Here is a 14,188-nt window from a genome sequence, read left to right on the forward strand (position 1 = left end):
CAGCGCCCGTATCAAAGCGCGAACAGCCCCAATTTCTCGACTTCGCCAAGCGGCAGGTTCAGGCCGAAATGCATCGCCAGCGCGGATTGCACCTCTGCCGCATCGGCAAGTTCGCGCCGTTCCGCACCATCCGGCCCGCCAATCGACAGGCTGCACCCCGTCAGCGCGGCGAATCCGGCCGGCAGCACACGGCTGACCACCAGCCCTGCGCGAAAGCGGGAAGCGGGCCAAGTGGCCGTCCAGTGGTTTGCCTGCTCCAGATCCATGGGCATGACGGGGGCAAGGTCAAAACTGTATTGCGCCTGCCACTCCGCGGTTTCCTGCGCACGGCCATCGGTGGTGGTGCGGGGGCCAGCGCGTTCGAGCAGCCATTCGCCGTGCGGCTCGCCTGCCCGGCGCAAGCGGTGGCGTGCGCCATCGCCCGTTTGCGCCGACGCGCCGTCTACCAGCGGGAGAGGCGGCACGAAGCTCCCGCCAAATCCCGCATCAGCCAGCCATTGCTGCCCCTCAACCTCGGCCAGCAACAGCACATGGGTGCGCGGGCCTATGAAATCCGCGGGCATGGCAAGGCGCGGGCGGGCGAGCAGCGGGCGCGTGGCGATGCCCATGGCGGCAAGCATATCGGCGTACAGGCGGTTCTGTTCGAAGCAGTATCCGCCGCGCCCATGCTCGACCAACTTGGCAAACACGGCATCACTGCCAATGGCAGGCGTGTGCCCCCGCAAGACATCAATGTTTTCAAAGGTGATCGCCTGCCGGTGCGCCGCCTGCACCTGCGCCAGACCCTGCGGCGTGGCGGGCGGTGCGGATGGCAGCCCCAGCCGCGCGAGGTAGGCGGCAAGGCGCGCATCGGTCATTCCTGCATGATCTCACTGCCGGCAGGTTCACCGCCTTCGAGGAACAGCATCTGCGCATCCAGCTCCTCCCGGCTCATCCCCACCAATTGCGCCAACCGCTTGCGATCAGCGTCCCCAAGTTCGCTGTAGCGCCGCTCGGGCGGGAGATCGGCCGCGACCGCGGCGATTTCTGCTTCCACCTCGGCAAAAGCCTGCATCATGGCGGGCATGGCCGACATCGCGGCCATCGCCAGGCGCGGGTCGGATGAAAGCGACAACGACCGACGGGCATAGGCCGCACCGGAAGGGGTGGCGAAGAAAGCGGCAATATCGGCCAGTTCGGCAGAGGTGAAGTTGATTGCATAAAGCTCTGCCATGGCGCGACGCAACGGCGCTTCCAGCGCGGCGCCCGCCCGGCTCATCAGGCGGGGGTATATTTCGGCTTCGCGCGCCTGCCGTTCACGCCAGACGGGATCGAGCAGGCTGGCCGCGCGTTCCGCCTGTGCCTCGTCCAGTTCGAGCCCGGCGCTGCCCATGCCAAGCCGCTCGCGCACATAGGCGGCGGCATCGCGCGGTTGATCCTGCCTGATCGGCAGCAGCATCTGGTTGAAGCCGCCCCCCATCAGTGGCCCCAGTGATCCGGGCGGCAGCATCGCATCCAGCAACGCTTCGGCAGCGGGCAGGCGTTCCTGTTGTTCGGGGGTGAGCGGCTCTGCCTCCATGGCCTGCGCCAGCCCACCCAGCCAATCAGCTCCCGATTCGAAAATCGGGCCAGGCAGGCCTTCTCCTGCCTGGCCGGGAGCCTGCGCCACGGCGTGCGCGGGGACAAACACGAACCCAAGCGCGGCGACCCATGCAAGTGCCTTCATCCCACTCTCCCCTTGGCACGGGGCCTAGTGCCCCACGTTTTCCCCACGTTCGAGGCCGGACAGGGCCAATTGCTCGTCAATCTGCGCCAGCAAACGCTCCAGCCCTTCTGCCGTGTCGCTTTCGGCGCGGGCCACCAGCACATCCTGCGTGTTGGATGCGCGCAGCAGCCACCAACCATCCGCAGTGGTCACACGAACCCCATCGGTGTTGTTGACCTCAGCCGGGCTGTTCGCCAGCCGCGCGGCCACCTCGTCGATCGCGGCAAATTTGCGGCTTTCATCCACCTGAAACCGCATTTCGGGCGTGTTGAGCATTTGGGGCATGGCGCTGCGCAATTCGGTCACCGATTTGCCCAGCCGCGCCGACGCCGCGATCAGCCGGACACCGGCATAGAGCGCGTCGTCAAAGCCGTAATATTCATCCGCAAAAAACACATGCCCGCTCATCTCGCCTGCCAGAGGGGAGGAAACCTCCTTCATTTTGGACTTAATCAGCGAGTGGCCCGTCTTCCACATCAGCGGTGTGCCGCCGCACGCCGCGACATGATCGAACAGCGCGCGGCTGGCCTTCACATCGGCGATAATCGTCGCACCGGGACGCCGGGCGAGCAGATCCTCGGCATAGATCATCAGCAGCTGGTCGCCCCAGATCACGCGGCCCATGCCGTCAATTGCGCCGATCCGGTCGCCATCCCCGTCAAAAGCAACTCCGAAATCGAGGGACTTTGCGGAGACAAGCGCCCGCAAATCCTCAAGGTTTGCCTCGACAGTAGGATCGGGATGATGATTGGGAAATTCGCCATCGACTTCGGTAAACAGCAGGTGATGCTCGCCGGGCAGGCGCGCGGCCAGTTTCTCCAGCGCGGGGCCGGCCGCACCATTGCCCGCATCCCAGCCCACCTTGAGACGGGACAGGATAACGGGATCGATCCCCTCCAGCGGGGCGAGGAGCCGGTCGATATACGCATCGAGGATGTCTACGTCCTCAGCAGTCCCGGTGCCGCTGTCCCAATCGCCCGCCGCCGCCATCTGGCCGAGCGTCTGGATATCGGCGCCGAAGAACGGACGCCCGCGAAATACCATTTTGAAGCCGTTGTAATTGGCGGGATTGTGGCTGCCGGTTATCTGAATGCCGCCATCCACATCTTCGGCTGACGCTTCGGCGTAATACAGCATCGGGGTTGGCCCCATGCCCACGCGGCGCACATTCACGCCGGACTCATTCAGCCCCTTCACCAGCGCTTCGGCCAGCATGGGGGAGGACACGCGCCCGTCCCAGCCCACTGCCACCAGCCTGCCGCCATCGCGCGCGATCAGCGTGCCGAAGCCGCGCCCGATGGCATAGGCATCCTCGGCCCCCAGCGTTTCGCCGATAATGCCGCGAATATCGTATTCGCGAAGGACGGTGGAATGGAACTGGTGCGTCATGGATGCTCCTTGGAATCGGGGAACAGGAGTGCAGATTCAGGGTGTTGTGTCAGAAGGCACATCAGGGGGCAATTCGGCCAGCAACAGGTCGCGGGCGGCATTGGCTTCGTGCATCTGTTCGTTTGTGCCGCCGCGATCGGGATGCACTACCGCCACCAGACGGCGATGCGCGGCGATGATTTCCTCGCGCGCCGCGCGCTCCCCTACTCCCAGCAGCAACCTTGCGCGTTGCAACGCCTGTTGCCGCACTGATTGCTTGCGCTCCCAGGGCCAGCGTCCGGCCATCAGCCTGTAGGCCAGGCATAGGATACCGGCGAGAAGGAGCAGCCGCAGGAACATCCGGGTCAGTCTGCGCCGCTTTCGGCCAATGCCAGTTCCGGCATGGCAGGGGACGCTGCGGGCCGATTGGGAATAGGCAAGGCAAGGCTGGCGACCAGGCTGCGCAATTCCTGCCGCGCCACCAGATGGCTGGTGCCCAATTCACCCAGATGCCCCTTGTCGAGCAGAGTCAGGCCCGAAGGAAACAGCTCGCGGTAGATCACGCGTTCGGATAGGCCCTGCGCCACGCGAAATCCTACCCGTTTGCTGAGTTCGCCCAGTGCAGCATCAAGCCGGCGCTGGTTGCGCGCATCGGTATGGCCGGTGCGGTTGCGCACGACCACCCAATCCATCTGCCGCCGCTTCTGTTCGACCGTCGCCCGGCTGCGCTTCAGCCGTGCCTCCCAGATCAGTTCGGCATAGAAGGACAGGCGCCGCACCTTGAAGCTTTCGGCATCGACTTGCCCGATCAGGTCGAAATCGACGAAGCTGTCATTCATGGGCGTGACCAGCGTGTCCGCCTCGGTCGCCACATGGCGGGCAAAGGGATCGTCGCGTCCCGGCGTATCGAAGATCAGGAAATCGGCATTGGCCCCCAGCCGTGCTGCCTGTGCTTCCAGTTCCTCCACCGTATGGCCGCGAAACACCTCGCACACGGGGCCGGGCAGGTCGATCCCGCGCCGCACAGCAGTCTCCACGCGGTTTTCGATGTAACGGTGCATGGTCGCCTGCCGCGTGTCGAGATCGATCGCCGCCACCCGCGCCCCCTGATACGCCAGCGCCACCGCCACATGCACGGCCGTGGTCGATTTGCCCGTCCCCCCCTTTTCATTGGCGAAGACGATGCGAAAAGGCGGGGAAGCGGTCACGGCAATGCGGGCTTTCTCTGGCAGGAGGACATGTCTAGGGCAGGTGCGCCTGCCATTATACTATCCGAGGGAAGCCTGCGTGCAAACCATCAACCGCCTGAACACCCTCAAGCAAGCTGTGGAAGACCTGCGGCAAAGCGGCACGGTGGCGCTTGTCCCCACAATGGGCGCGCTACACGCGGGACATGTGGCGCTGGTGCGGCGGGCGCGGGAGCTGGCCGATCACGTGGTGGTGTCGATCTTCGTCAACCCCACGCAGTTTGGGCCAAACGAGGATCTGGCCCGTTACCCGCGCGATCTGGCTGCCGATCAGGCGCTGCTGGCGGCAGAGGGCGCGGCGCTGATCTGGGCGCCTGATGCGGCCGAGATGTATCCGGCTGGCTTTGCCACCAGCGTCGCAGTGGAAGTATTGAGCGCGAACTATTGCGGCGCGGTGCGCCCCGGCCATTTCGCGGGCGTTGCCACCGTGGTGCTGAAACTGTTCAACCAGGTGCGACCCAATTTCGCGGTTTTTGGAGAGAAGGACTGGCAGCAACTGGCGGTCATCCGCCGCATGGTGCAAGACCTCAACTTAACTTTACCCTGCGTGGAAAACATCGTGGGCGTGCCTATCGTGCGCGAGGAGGACGGGCTCGCTTTGTCCAGCCGCAACGCGTATCTTTCGGCTGCGGACCGGCGTGTGGCGGGCCAGCTCAATGCGCTGATGCGGCGGGCCATTGCGCAGATCGAAACCGGCGACGAGGTTCGCGCTGCGCTGACGGACCTGGAAAACGCCTTGCTGGCGGCGGGCTTTGCCAGTGTGGATTATGCCGCACTGGCCGATGCCGAGAGCCTAGCCCCGCTTGGAGCGCTGACCGGCTCACCCGCTCGCCTGCTCGTCGCAGCGCGGATCGGCACCACACGGCTGATCGACAATATGCCGGTCGCGGCGGGCTGAACCATGCTGACCGAAGCCGATTTCCGCGCCTATATCGCCGCCTTCAACGCCAATGATTTCGACGGCTTCACCCGGTTCTATGCCGATGATGTGGTGTTCGAACTGGGCGACATGAAGCAGATTGTGGGGCGCGCCAACATCCTCGCCTTCTATCGCCAGGTGAAGGCGCACATTGCCGAAGTGGTGACCCCGCTCGACGTGGTCGTCACCCCCACGCGCATTGCCATGCACTGCCGCACCACTTTCGAGACCTTCAAGGACTGGCCCGATTTCGACATCTGGCCCACGCGTGCGGGCGACCGGCGGGTGGTGGAGACGATTGCCCTGTACGAAGTGGAGGGCGGCCGCTTCACCCACATCCGCGCCGCGCGCTTCAAACCCTGAACGGGACAAGAGATGGCGCGCCCCCGTAATCTCAGAACGAGTGGCGCAGCCCGATATTGGCCCCGTGCGAATCAAATTCGCGCGATACCATGCCGTTATAACCAATCTGCACCTCCACCGGACCGACGGGATCAGTCACGCCCGTGCCCAGTTCCGCACAGCTCCGCACCCGCTCATCCCAATGGGGGCCGCGATGGTAGGCGGCGCGCACCTTGTCGCTGTCACCATGCGCCAGCGCGCGTTCGATCGCATCCGGGTGCCACTTGCCGCTTTCATTCAGCAGGGTGGATGCCATTGCGCGAAAGCCGTGCGCTGTCATTTCATCGCTGGCATAGCCCATGCGCCGCAGGGCCGCGTTTAGCGTGTTGTCGCTCATGGGGCGTTGCCGAGTGCGGACAGAGGGGAACACATATCCCGCCGGGCCGGTGGCCTCATGGGCTTCGCGGAACAGCGCCACAGCCTGTTTGGATAGCGGGACATGGTGGGCTTTCCGCATTTTCATCTTGCCCGCCGGGATGATCCACAGCGCCCCGTCCAGATCGATTTCGCTCCATTCCGCATGGCGCAATTCGCCGGGCCGCACGAACACATGGGGGGCAATCTGCAATGCGAGCTTGGTGAGCCCGCTGCCTTCGTAATCATCGATCGCCCGCAACAGCCTGCCCACTTCGCTGGCCTTGGTAATCGCGCCGTAATGGGTAACGGTGGGCGTTGTCAGTGCGCCGCGCAAATCGCGGGTGGGATCGGATGCAAGCCGCGCGGTGGCCACGGCATAGCGAAAAACAGCGCTGGCAAGTTGCAAGGTGCGTCGCGCGCTTTCCAGCTTGCCTTTGCTTTCCATCTTGCGGATGGCCGCCAGCACATCGGCAGGTTCAATATCCGCGATCGGCAAATGCCCGATCGATGGATTGAGTAGCGACAACAGATATTCGCACCGGATGGCGGTTGAAGGGGCCCAACCCTTTTCTCCATCCCACTTGCGCTTGGCCGCATATTCAGCGGCGATGGCGGCAAAGGTGTTTTCGGCAGATAGCTTGGCCTGCGCCTTTTGGCGCTGTTTGGCCCGTGCCGGTTCATCGCCATGGGCCAATTGCGCGCGGGCCTCGTCCCGCTTCTTGCGGGTTTCCGCCAGACTGATTTCGGGATAGCGCCCCAGCGCCAGCTTGCCCCCGGCTGGCGTCACCAGCAGGTAAAGCCCGCCGGAATCGCCCAGCCTGTAATCCTTGTCCCGCGCCTTGGCCGTGCGGATGGCCGTATCAGTCAACGCCATAGTGGGGGCCTTTTCCAGCCGAGAGATGCCCTTCAGATCGAAAGGCCTCCATCCGATGCGGCATTCGGCGATCAGAAAAGAACGCCAATGGCTGCTAGACCGCCTAAATATGGCGGATTTCCGCCATTTGTCTAGACGGCAATGAACGGTGGTGGATGGGGAGTTGGAGCGGGTAGCGGGAATCGAACCCGCATAGCCAGCTTGGAAGGCTGGAGCTTTACCACTAAGCTATACCCGCTTTTCCGGCCGAATTGTGCGACCGATCATGCCGGGTGGCCTTTGCCATTTGTGGGGTGGCGGCGTCAAGCAGGTCAGTGCCCGGAGAACTCCAGCAGCGCTTTGCCCGCCACGCCTTGCTCGGCCAACCTGTCCATCCCGCCGAGATCCGGCAGGTCGATCACGAACAGCGCCGCCTCGCACACGGCGCCCGCTGCGCGCAGCAACCCAGCGGCGGCAATCGCGGTGCCGCCCGTGGCGATCAGATCATCGACCAGCAGGACATGCTCGCCCGCCGTCAGAAGTGTGGGATCAATCTCGATCCGGGCTTGGCCATATTCGAGCGTATAATCCGCCCCGATAACCGGCACCGGCAACTTGCCCGCCTTGCGCAGCGGAATGAAACCCAAATGGAGGTGCGCGGCAAGCGCGGCGCCAAGGATGAAGCCGCGCGCCTCTATCCCCGCGATGGCGGTGGTACGGGGCGATACGGCCTGCGCCATTTGCGCGATGCAGGCGGAAAAGCCCTGCGGATGCGCAAGCAGCGTCGTGATGTCGCGGAACAATATTCCCGCATCGGGAAAATCGGGAACGGTGCGAACCAGCGCCATGATCTCGTCGCGAGTCATGGCGCTGGCCGACATTCTCAATCTTCCAGCTTGGCGCGCGCCCAGACCTGCTTCTTGGCGAGCCAGGCAAGGATCGTCGCAAACAGCAGGAAGCCCATCACGATCCAGCCGACCTGCTTGCGATAGACCAGCGTGGGTTCTGCCGTCCAGGTGAGGAAGGCAGCCACGTCTGCCGCCATCTGGCGCACAGTTGCCTGGGTCCCGTCGGCATAGGTGACCTGACCAGCCGCGGTCAGCGGCGGAGCCATCGCCAGATTGAGATTGGCGAAATAAGGGTTGTGGTGCAGGCCCGGCCCCGGTGCGGCATCGGGGAACTGTGCCAGCAGCTCAGGCGAAGGCTCCTGATAGCCGGTCAGCAGCGAATAGACATAGGCGGTGCCATGATGGCGCGCCTTTGTCATCAGCGAGAGGTCGGGCGGAATGGCATTGTTGTTCGCCGCGGCCGCTGCGATGCTGTTCGGATAAGGCGAAGGGAACCGGTCGGTCGGCAGGCCCGGACGTGTCGTGGCTTCGCCCGTATCGGGATTGATGCCCGGCACGGTCCAACTGGCGGCTTCGGCCTTCACTTCTTCTTCGGTATAGCCCAGATCTGCCAGATTGCGGAAATGCAACTGGTGCAGGCTGTGACAGGCGGCGCACACTTCCTTGTAAACCTGATAGCCGCGCTGCAGCTGCGCCAGGTCCCATTGCGGGAACAGACCGTCAAAGGAGTAGCCGCCGGCAGGCAGATGCGCCTCGCGGTGGAACACCTTCTCGGCCGTGGGCTGGGCGGGCTCGGTCGCCGCCGTGTAAGCGCCCACGACAAAGGCCAGCAGCACCACGAAGGTGAAGCCCAGGCCGACAAAAAATCCAACAAGGCGGATCATCTTATAATTCCCCTTAACCCGCGCGCTCAGGCAGTTGCCGGCTTGGTGTTGTCAGTCAGTGCGGCCTGCGCGTCCTTGCCCAGCACCGCCTCGGTGATCGAGAACGGCAGCGGTTCGGGCTTCTCGATCGAGGAGATGATCGGCAGGATCACCAGAAAGTGCAGGAAGTAATAGGCCGTGAAGATCTGGCTCAGCATCACGTAGGGCTCTTCCGCAGGTGCACCGCCCAGATAGAACAGCGCTGCCATGGTCGGGATCAGGCCGAACCAGAAGAACTTGCGGAACAGCGGGCGGTAATGGCCTGAACGCACAGGGCTCTTGTCCAGCCAGGGCAGGAAGAACCACACCAGGATCGACGAGAACATCGCCAGCACGCCCCACAGCTTGGCAGGCAGGATGAAGTCGAAGGTGAAGGCACGCAGGATCGCGTAGAACGGGTAGAAATACCATTCGGGCACGATGTGCGCGGGCGTCGAAAGCGGGTTCGCCGGGATGTAGTTGTCCGGATGGCCCAGCGCGTTCGGCATGAAGAAGACAAAGGCGAAATAGACCAGCAGGAACACGCCGAGGCCGAAGCCATCCTTCGCCGTATAATAGGGGTGGAAGGGCAGCGTGTCGCTCTCACTCTTCACTTCCACGCCGGTCGGGTTGGACGAACCGGGAATATGCAGCGCCCAGATGTGCAGGATCACGCAGCCCGCAATCACGAAGGGCAGCAGGAAGTGCAGGCTGAAGAACCGGTTGAGCGCGGCGTTGTCGGGCGCATAACCGCCCAGCAGCCATACCTGAAGCGGTTCCCCCACAAAGGGGATGGCGCCGAACAGGCCGGTAATCACCTTGGCGCCCCAAAAGCTCATCTGGCCCCAGGGAAGCACATAACCCATGAAGGCGGTCGCCATCATCAGCAGGAAGATCACCACGCCAATCAGCCAGATCATCTCGCGCGGGGCCTTGTAGGACGAATAGAACAGGCCGCGGAAGATGTGCAGGTATATCACGACGAAGAACGCGCTGGCGCCGTTGGCGTGCATGTAGCGCATCAACCAGCCCCAGTTCACATCGCGCATGATATGTTCGACCGAATCGAAGGCGACGCTGGCATTGGCGGCATAATGCATCGCCAGCACCACGCCGGTGACGATCTGCAGCACCAGGCAGAAGCCGGCCAGAACGCCGAAGTTCCACATATAGGACAGGTTGCGCGGCACCGGATAGCCCGCACCCACCGCGTTGTAGACAAACCGCGGCAGCGGAAGTTTCTCGTCGAGAAACTTCATCAGCGGAGTGGTCGGTTCGTACTGCTTCGCCCAGGGAAAACTCATCGCTTCTGTCTCTCGCCTCAGCCGATCACGATGGTGGTGTCGGAAGTGAACGTGTATTCCGGAACTTCAAGATTGGTCGGTGCCGGACCTTTGCGGATGCGCGCGGCGGTGTCGTAGTGCGAGCCATGGCACGGGCAGAAATAGCCGCCATATTCGCCCTTCACTTCGCCCTCGGCGGCACCCAGCGGCACGCAGCCCAGATGGGTGCACACGCCCATGACGACGAGGATGTGTTCATGCCCCGGCTGCGTGCGCTCGGCCAGGGTCTGCGCGTCGCGCAGCGAGCCCACATCGACCGCGTTCGCCTCTGCGATTTCGGCATCGGTCAGGTAGCGCACGAAAACCGGCTGCTTGCGGAATTCGGCCTTGATGGCCTGACCCGGCTCCAGCGCGGAAATGTCGAGCTCGGTCGTGCTGGCGGCCAGCACATCCTTGGACGGGGCCATCTGGCTGACCAGCGGCAGCAGGGCGAAAATCCCGCCCACGCCCGCGGTTGCCACGGCAGCGATTTCGATAAAGTCGCGGCGGCGCACGCCATCGGCGGCGGTATCCGTCGGTGTGGTATCAGTGGAGCTTGCCATTACCCTGCCTTGCCTGCCGGACAATCCGCGAGCGCCGCAGCGCCAGCTCATGCCCGAAAAGAAACCTGACCTTGCCGCCTTGCCCCCGCACCCCGGATTCCTCAACGCGGATTCCAGGCGCACAGATTGGCGGCTTGGCGCGGCTGATAGACGAGCAATTCGCCCCTGCCAACCCGCCTTTTCGGCCCATAGGTAAGAGCGTGGCGCAGGCGAATAGGCTGCGCAATCCCCGCACCCAATTTGTCGACAGCCCGGTCGGCGCGCAGCGGCCCGGAAGCGATTCTACCGGCCGATCAGCGAAAACTGGCGGCCATAAGTCGGCTCGCCCCGGTGCGTGGCGCGACGAAAGGAATGAAAACGCGCAGAATCGGCATAGGTGTCGAGCGCCGTATCCGCCACACGGCCTACGCCTGCCGCTTCCAGCCGCGCGCGAACATAGGCGGGCAGATCAAACTGGAAGTGATCCGCCCGCGCGCCGGGCGCGAAGAAGGCAGCATTGGCAGGCGCAGCGTCGAGCAAGCGCTGGCGAAAGCCCGCGTCCACTTCGTAACTTGCCTGCGCAATCGTGGGACCGATCGCCGCGCGGATCCGCCCGCGCTCCGCGCCAAGCGTTTCCATCGCGGCGAGCGTTGCCTCCAGCACGCCGCCAAACGCACCGCGCCAGCCGGCATGGGCCGCGCCCACAACCCCGGCAACGGAATCGGCCAGCAGCACCGGCGCGCAATCGGCGGTGACCACGCCGAGCACCAGCCCTGGCGTTGCGGTAACAAGCGCATCGGCCTCCGGCTCCTCCCCCGGCGCGAAGGGCGCGGTGACGGGCAGGGCGCGCGCCGAATGCACCTGCCGCAAGCGGACAAGCTGGCCGCCGGGGACGAGAAGGTCGGCAGCGGGCGGGCCTTCGAAGCCGATTCCGGTGAAGAAGCCGTGCGGCACGCCTGCCAGCAGAGCATCGCGGATGACGGGCCTCCCCTGCGGTGCACCCTCAGCCAAGCGAGCGGATCACTTGTTCATGGGTGTCGCGCGAAAGGCTTGGCGCGGCGGCGATCCGTTCCAGCGCGGCCCGCATAAGGTTCGCGCGCTGCGGCTCGATCCGCCGCCAGCGGCCCAGCGGTGCGACAAAACGCGCAGCCGTCTGCGGGTTGAGCGGATCAAGCTGGAGAATGAGGTCGGCCACCATCCGGTACCCCTCACCCGATGCATCGTGGAACGCCGCCGGGTTCACCGCCATCGCCATGTAAAGGGCGCGTACGCGGTTGGGATTGGTGAGCGTGAAGTCGGGATGCTCCGCCAGCGCCTTTACATGATCGAGCACCTGCGGATGGAGCGAGCCGGCCTGGAGCGAGAACCATTTGTCCACGACCAGCGCATTGCCGCGATAGCGGTTGTAGAAATCAATCAGCGCATGGGTGCGCTCCGGCCCTTGCAGGCCCGCCAGCACCATCAACGCGCCCTGCCGGTCGGTCATATTATCCGCCGCCCGGTATTGCGCAGCGGCCATCTTTTCGGCGAGCGCGGGATTGCCTTCCGCCAGATAGATCAGCGCCTGCGTCTTGACCTTGCGCGCGCCGCGCGCCTGCGGGCTGAGGCTGTAAGGCACGGCGCTGGCCCTTTCGTGCAGCGCGACGAACTCGCCTTCCAACGCGCGGGCAAGATCGGCGCGCAGCGCCTGCCGCTCGCCGTGAATCGCGCCCGGATCGGCCACCAGCATCTGTTCCGACAGATAGGCGTGCGAAGGCAGGATCAGCAATTCGCCGCGCATCAGATCGTCCAGCCGTTCATCGGCCAACACGGCGCGCAAGGCGCCCGCAATCGCGGCGCGGCCTTCATCGCGCTGTTCGTCCGAGAGGCTGCCTGACACTGCCTCCTTCAGATGGGTGACGACCAGTTCCTGCATCGCCTCATACCGGGCGAAGGGATCGTCATCATGCGCGGCCAGGAACACCAGATCGCTGGTGGGCACATCCTGCGCGATGGCAACAGGGGCGGTAAAGCCGCGGTTGACGGAAAGCACCGGGCGGCTGGCATATCCTTGATAAATAAAGCTATCTTCAGCCTTGTCCAGAACCAGCAATTGCTCGCCCCGGTGGGCGCCCGTTTGCGGATCAAACAGCGCCACTTTCAGCGGGATCGGCATGGGCTGCTTGTCGGGCTGGCCGGGCGTGGCGGGCACATTCTGCGACAGGTGCAGCGCGACCTTGTCACCATCGTGCGCCATGCGGATGGTGACGCGCGGCGTTCCCGCCTGCGAATACCACAGCCGGAACTGCGTCAGATCCAGCCCTGCGCCCTCCTCCATTGCGCGGATGAAATCCTCGCAGGTGGCCGCCTCGCCGTCGTGCCGCGCGAAATACAGGTCGCATCCCTTGCGGAACCGCTCCGGCCCCGCCAGCACGCGCATCATGCGGATCACCTCGGCCCCCTTGTTATAGACCGTGGCGGTGTAGAAGTTCGAGATCTCGCGATAGGCATCCGGGCGGATGGGATGGGCGAGCGGCCCTGAATCCTCCGGGAACTGCACCCCGCGCAGCACGCGCACATCCTCGATCCGCTTCACCGCCTCGCTGCCCATGTCGGCGGAGAACAGCTGATCGCGCAGCACGGTGAAGCCTTCCTTCAAGGAAAGCTGGAACCAGTCGCGGCAGGTCACGCGGTTGCCCGACCAGTTGTGGAAATATTCATGCGCGATCACGCCTTCGACCGCGTCATAATCGCCATCGGTCGCGGTTTCGGGGTCGGCCAGCACATAGCGCGTGTTGAAGATGTTCAGCCCCTTGTTCTCCATCGCGCCCATGTTGAAATCGGACACGGCGACGATGTTGAACACGTCGAGGTCGTATTCGCGGCCGAACACTTCCTCGTCCCATTTCATCGCGCGGATGAGCGATTCCATCGCGTGGCCGGTGCGTTCCAGATCCCCCGTGCCGCGCCGCACGAAAATGGCGAGTTCGACCTTGCGCCCGCTGCAGGTGGTGAAGGTGTCGCGCCGCGCTTCCAGATCGCCTGCGACCAGCGCGAACAGATAGCTCGGCTTGGGCCAGGGATCGTGCCACTCGGCCCAGTGCGTCCCGCCCTCGCCCTTGCCACTGCTCACCAGATTGCCGTTGGACAGCAGCACGGGAAACGCGCCTGCATCACCGCTCATTCGCACAGTATAGGTGGAGAGCACATCGGGCCGGTCGGGGAAAAAGGTGATGCGGCGGAAACCTTCCGCCTCGCACTGGGTGCACAGCATCCCGTTCGAAGCATAAAGCCCCATCAACTGCGTGTTGGCGGCAGGCGCGATTGCCGTGGCCACTTCTACGCTGTGCGCCTCGCCCGGCAAGGTGAGCAGAAGGTCAGGGCCATCCATCACCCAGCCGGTGGTTTCCGCGCTGTCCACTTTCACCCACAGCGGCGTGATGCCATCGCCGTTGAGGCGCAGCACGGGAGAGGCTTCGGCTGCCGGATTGCGGCGCACATCCAGCCGCGCGGTGACCTGCGTCTCCTCCAGCCCCAGCGTGAAATCGAGCGCGACCTGCGGCACGGCCCACGGAAAAGGCCGGTAATCCTCGCGCCTGACCTCGACCGGCGAGGCGATTTCGTGCGCGGCATCGGCCATTTCAGGGTTGCCATCGGGCGTGGAAGGGGTGCGAGCAATATCCATGGGGTTCGATTTAGGTCCTT

Annotated in this window: 14 protein-coding genes and 1 tRNA gene; 2 read left to right on the forward strand and 13 right to left on the reverse strand. The window is 64.3% G+C overall.

What is annotated here, in order from left to right; translation table 11 throughout:
- Positions 1-11: 11 nt before the first annotated feature.
- The 5 genes from WFP39_RS13590 to WFP39_RS13610 are packed head-to-tail and all read right to left on the reverse strand — an operon-like array spanning position 12 to position 4,320.
- Positions 12-857, reverse strand: a complete 846-nt coding sequence (locus WFP39_RS13590; protein ID WP_336920338.1) for an arylamine N-acetyltransferase family protein — start codon at positions 855-857, stop codon at positions 12-14.
- Positions 854-1,705: a DUF2059 domain-containing protein gene (locus WFP39_RS13595; protein ID WP_336920339.1), complete on the reverse strand. Its 852-nt coding sequence runs from the start codon at positions 1,703-1,705 to the stop codon at positions 854-856. The genes WFP39_RS13590 and WFP39_RS13595 overlap by 4 nt, the downstream gene beginning before the upstream one ends.
- A gap of 24 nt (positions 1,706-1,729) precedes the next feature.
- Complete coding sequence (gene pgmG / locus WFP39_RS13600) at positions 1,730-3,133, reverse strand: phosphoglucomutase/phosphomannomutase PgmG (RefSeq protein ID WP_336920340.1); 1,404 nt, start codon at positions 3,131-3,133, stop codon at positions 1,730-1,732.
- A 36-nt stretch (positions 3,134-3,169) separates the two neighbouring features.
- Entirely contained in the window at positions 3,170-3,418 is a 249-nt protein-coding gene (locus tag WFP39_RS13605; protein ID WP_336920341.1) for a J domain-containing protein, read from the reverse strand.
- 59 nt (positions 3,419-3,477) lie between these two features.
- Positions 3,478-4,320 (reverse strand): division plane positioning ATPase MipZ, encoded by an 843-nt coding sequence (locus WFP39_RS13610; RefSeq protein ID WP_336920343.1) that lies wholly within the window; start codon positions 4,318-4,320, stop codon positions 3,478-3,480.
- 79 nt (positions 4,321-4,399) lie between these two features.
- Here WFP39_RS13610 and panC point away from each other — a divergent pair, with 79 nt between their 5' ends.
- Together panC and WFP39_RS13620 are read left to right on the forward strand one after the other, a co-directional pair.
- Complete coding sequence (gene panC, locus WFP39_RS13615; protein WP_336920345.1) at positions 4,400-5,257, forward strand: pantoate--beta-alanine ligase; 858 nt, start codon at positions 4,400-4,402, stop codon at positions 5,255-5,257.
- Positions 5,258-5,260: 3 nt separating this feature from the next.
- Complete coding sequence (locus WFP39_RS13620) at positions 5,261-5,641, forward strand: nuclear transport factor 2 family protein (protein ID WP_336920347.1); 381 nt, start codon at positions 5,261-5,263, stop codon at positions 5,639-5,641.
- A gap of 31 nt (positions 5,642-5,672) precedes the next feature.
- Here WFP39_RS13620 and WFP39_RS13625 read toward each other — a convergent pair whose 3' ends face one another.
- From WFP39_RS13625 to pepN, 8 genes are all read right to left on the reverse strand, one after another.
- On the reverse strand, positions 5,673-6,911 hold the full coding sequence (locus tag WFP39_RS13625) for a tyrosine-type recombinase/integrase (RefSeq protein WP_336920349.1): 1,239 nt from the start codon (positions 6,909-6,911) through the stop codon (positions 5,673-5,675).
- A 164-nt stretch (positions 6,912-7,075) separates the two neighbouring features.
- Positions 7,076-7,149, reverse strand: a tRNA-Gly gene (locus WFP39_RS13630).
- Positions 7,150-7,222: 73 nt separating this feature from the next.
- Positions 7,223-7,756 (reverse strand): adenine phosphoribosyltransferase, encoded by a 534-nt coding sequence (locus WFP39_RS13635; protein WP_336920351.1) that lies wholly within the window; start codon positions 7,754-7,756, stop codon positions 7,223-7,225.
- A gap of 17 nt (positions 7,757-7,773) precedes the next feature.
- A complete protein-coding gene (locus WFP39_RS13640) occupies positions 7,774-8,622 on the reverse strand; it encodes a cytochrome c1 (RefSeq protein ID WP_336920353.1) in 849 nt (282 codons plus the stop codon).
- A 26-nt stretch (positions 8,623-8,648) separates the two neighbouring features.
- Positions 8,649-9,944: a cytochrome b gene (locus tag WFP39_RS13645; protein ID WP_336920355.1), complete on the reverse strand. Its 1,296-nt coding sequence runs from the start codon at positions 9,942-9,944 to the stop codon at positions 8,649-8,651.
- 17 nt (positions 9,945-9,961) lie between these two features.
- Entirely contained in the window at positions 9,962-10,525 is a 564-nt protein-coding gene (gene petA, locus WFP39_RS13650; protein ID WP_336920356.1) for a ubiquinol-cytochrome c reductase iron-sulfur subunit, read from the reverse strand.
- Between the two features lie 282 nt (positions 10,526-10,807).
- Positions 10,808-11,515 (reverse strand): peptidoglycan editing factor PgeF, encoded by a 708-nt coding sequence (gene pgeF / locus WFP39_RS13655; protein WP_336920358.1) that lies wholly within the window; start codon positions 11,513-11,515, stop codon positions 10,808-10,810.
- Complete coding sequence (gene pepN, locus WFP39_RS13660) at positions 11,508-14,168, reverse strand: aminopeptidase N (protein WP_336920360.1); 2,661 nt, start codon at positions 14,166-14,168, stop codon at positions 11,508-11,510. Before pepN ends, pgeF begins: the two co-directional genes overlap by 8 nt.
- Between the last annotated feature and the right edge of the window lie 20 nt (positions 14,169-14,188).

This window comes from Alteraurantiacibacter lauratis (assembly GCF_037154155.1).
Taxonomy (GTDB): Bacteria; Pseudomonadota; Alphaproteobacteria; order Sphingomonadales; family Sphingomonadaceae; genus Alteraurantiacibacter; species Alteraurantiacibacter lauratis.

Bases quoted from the DNA above. Each gene is read 5' to 3' on its own strand.
- petA (WP_336920356.1), bottom strand. From the start codon at position 10,525: ATGGCAAGCTCCACTGATACCACACCGACGGATACCGCCGCCGATGGC.
- WFP39_RS13645 (WP_336920355.1), bottom strand. From the start codon at position 9,944: ATGAGTTTTCCCTGGGCGAAGCAGTACGAACCGACCACTCCGCTGATG.
- WFP39_RS13595 (WP_336920339.1), bottom strand. From the start codon at position 1,705: ATGAAGGCACTTGCATGGGTCGCCGCGCTTGGGTTCGTGTTTGTCCCC.
- pgmG (WP_336920340.1), bottom strand. From the start codon at position 3,133: ATGACGCACCAGTTCCATTCCACCGTCCTTCGCGAATACGATATTCGC.
- WFP39_RS13605 (WP_336920341.1), bottom strand. From the start codon at position 3,418: ATGGCCGGACGCTGGCCCTGGGAGCGCAAGCAATCAGTGCGGCAACAG.
- WFP39_RS13635 (WP_336920351.1), bottom strand. From the start codon at position 7,756: ATGACTCGCGACGAGATCATGGCGCTGGTTCGCACCGTTCCCGATTTT.
- WFP39_RS13625 (WP_336920349.1), bottom strand. From the start codon at position 6,911: ATGGCGTTGACTGATACGGCCATCCGCACGGCCAAGGCGCGGGACAAG.
- WFP39_RS13590 (WP_336920338.1), bottom strand. From the start codon at position 857: ATGACCGATGCGCGCCTTGCCGCCTACCTCGCGCGGCTGGGGCTGCCA.
- WFP39_RS13620 (WP_336920347.1), top strand. From the start codon at position 5,261: ATGCTGACCGAAGCCGATTTCCGCGCCTATATCGCCGCCTTCAACGCC.
- WFP39_RS13640 (WP_336920353.1), bottom strand. From the start codon at position 8,622: ATGATCCGCCTTGTTGGATTTTTTGTCGGCCTGGGCTTCACCTTCGTG.
- pepN (WP_336920360.1), bottom strand. From the start codon at position 14,168: ATGGATATTGCTCGCACCCCTTCCACGCCCGATGGCAACCCTGAAATG.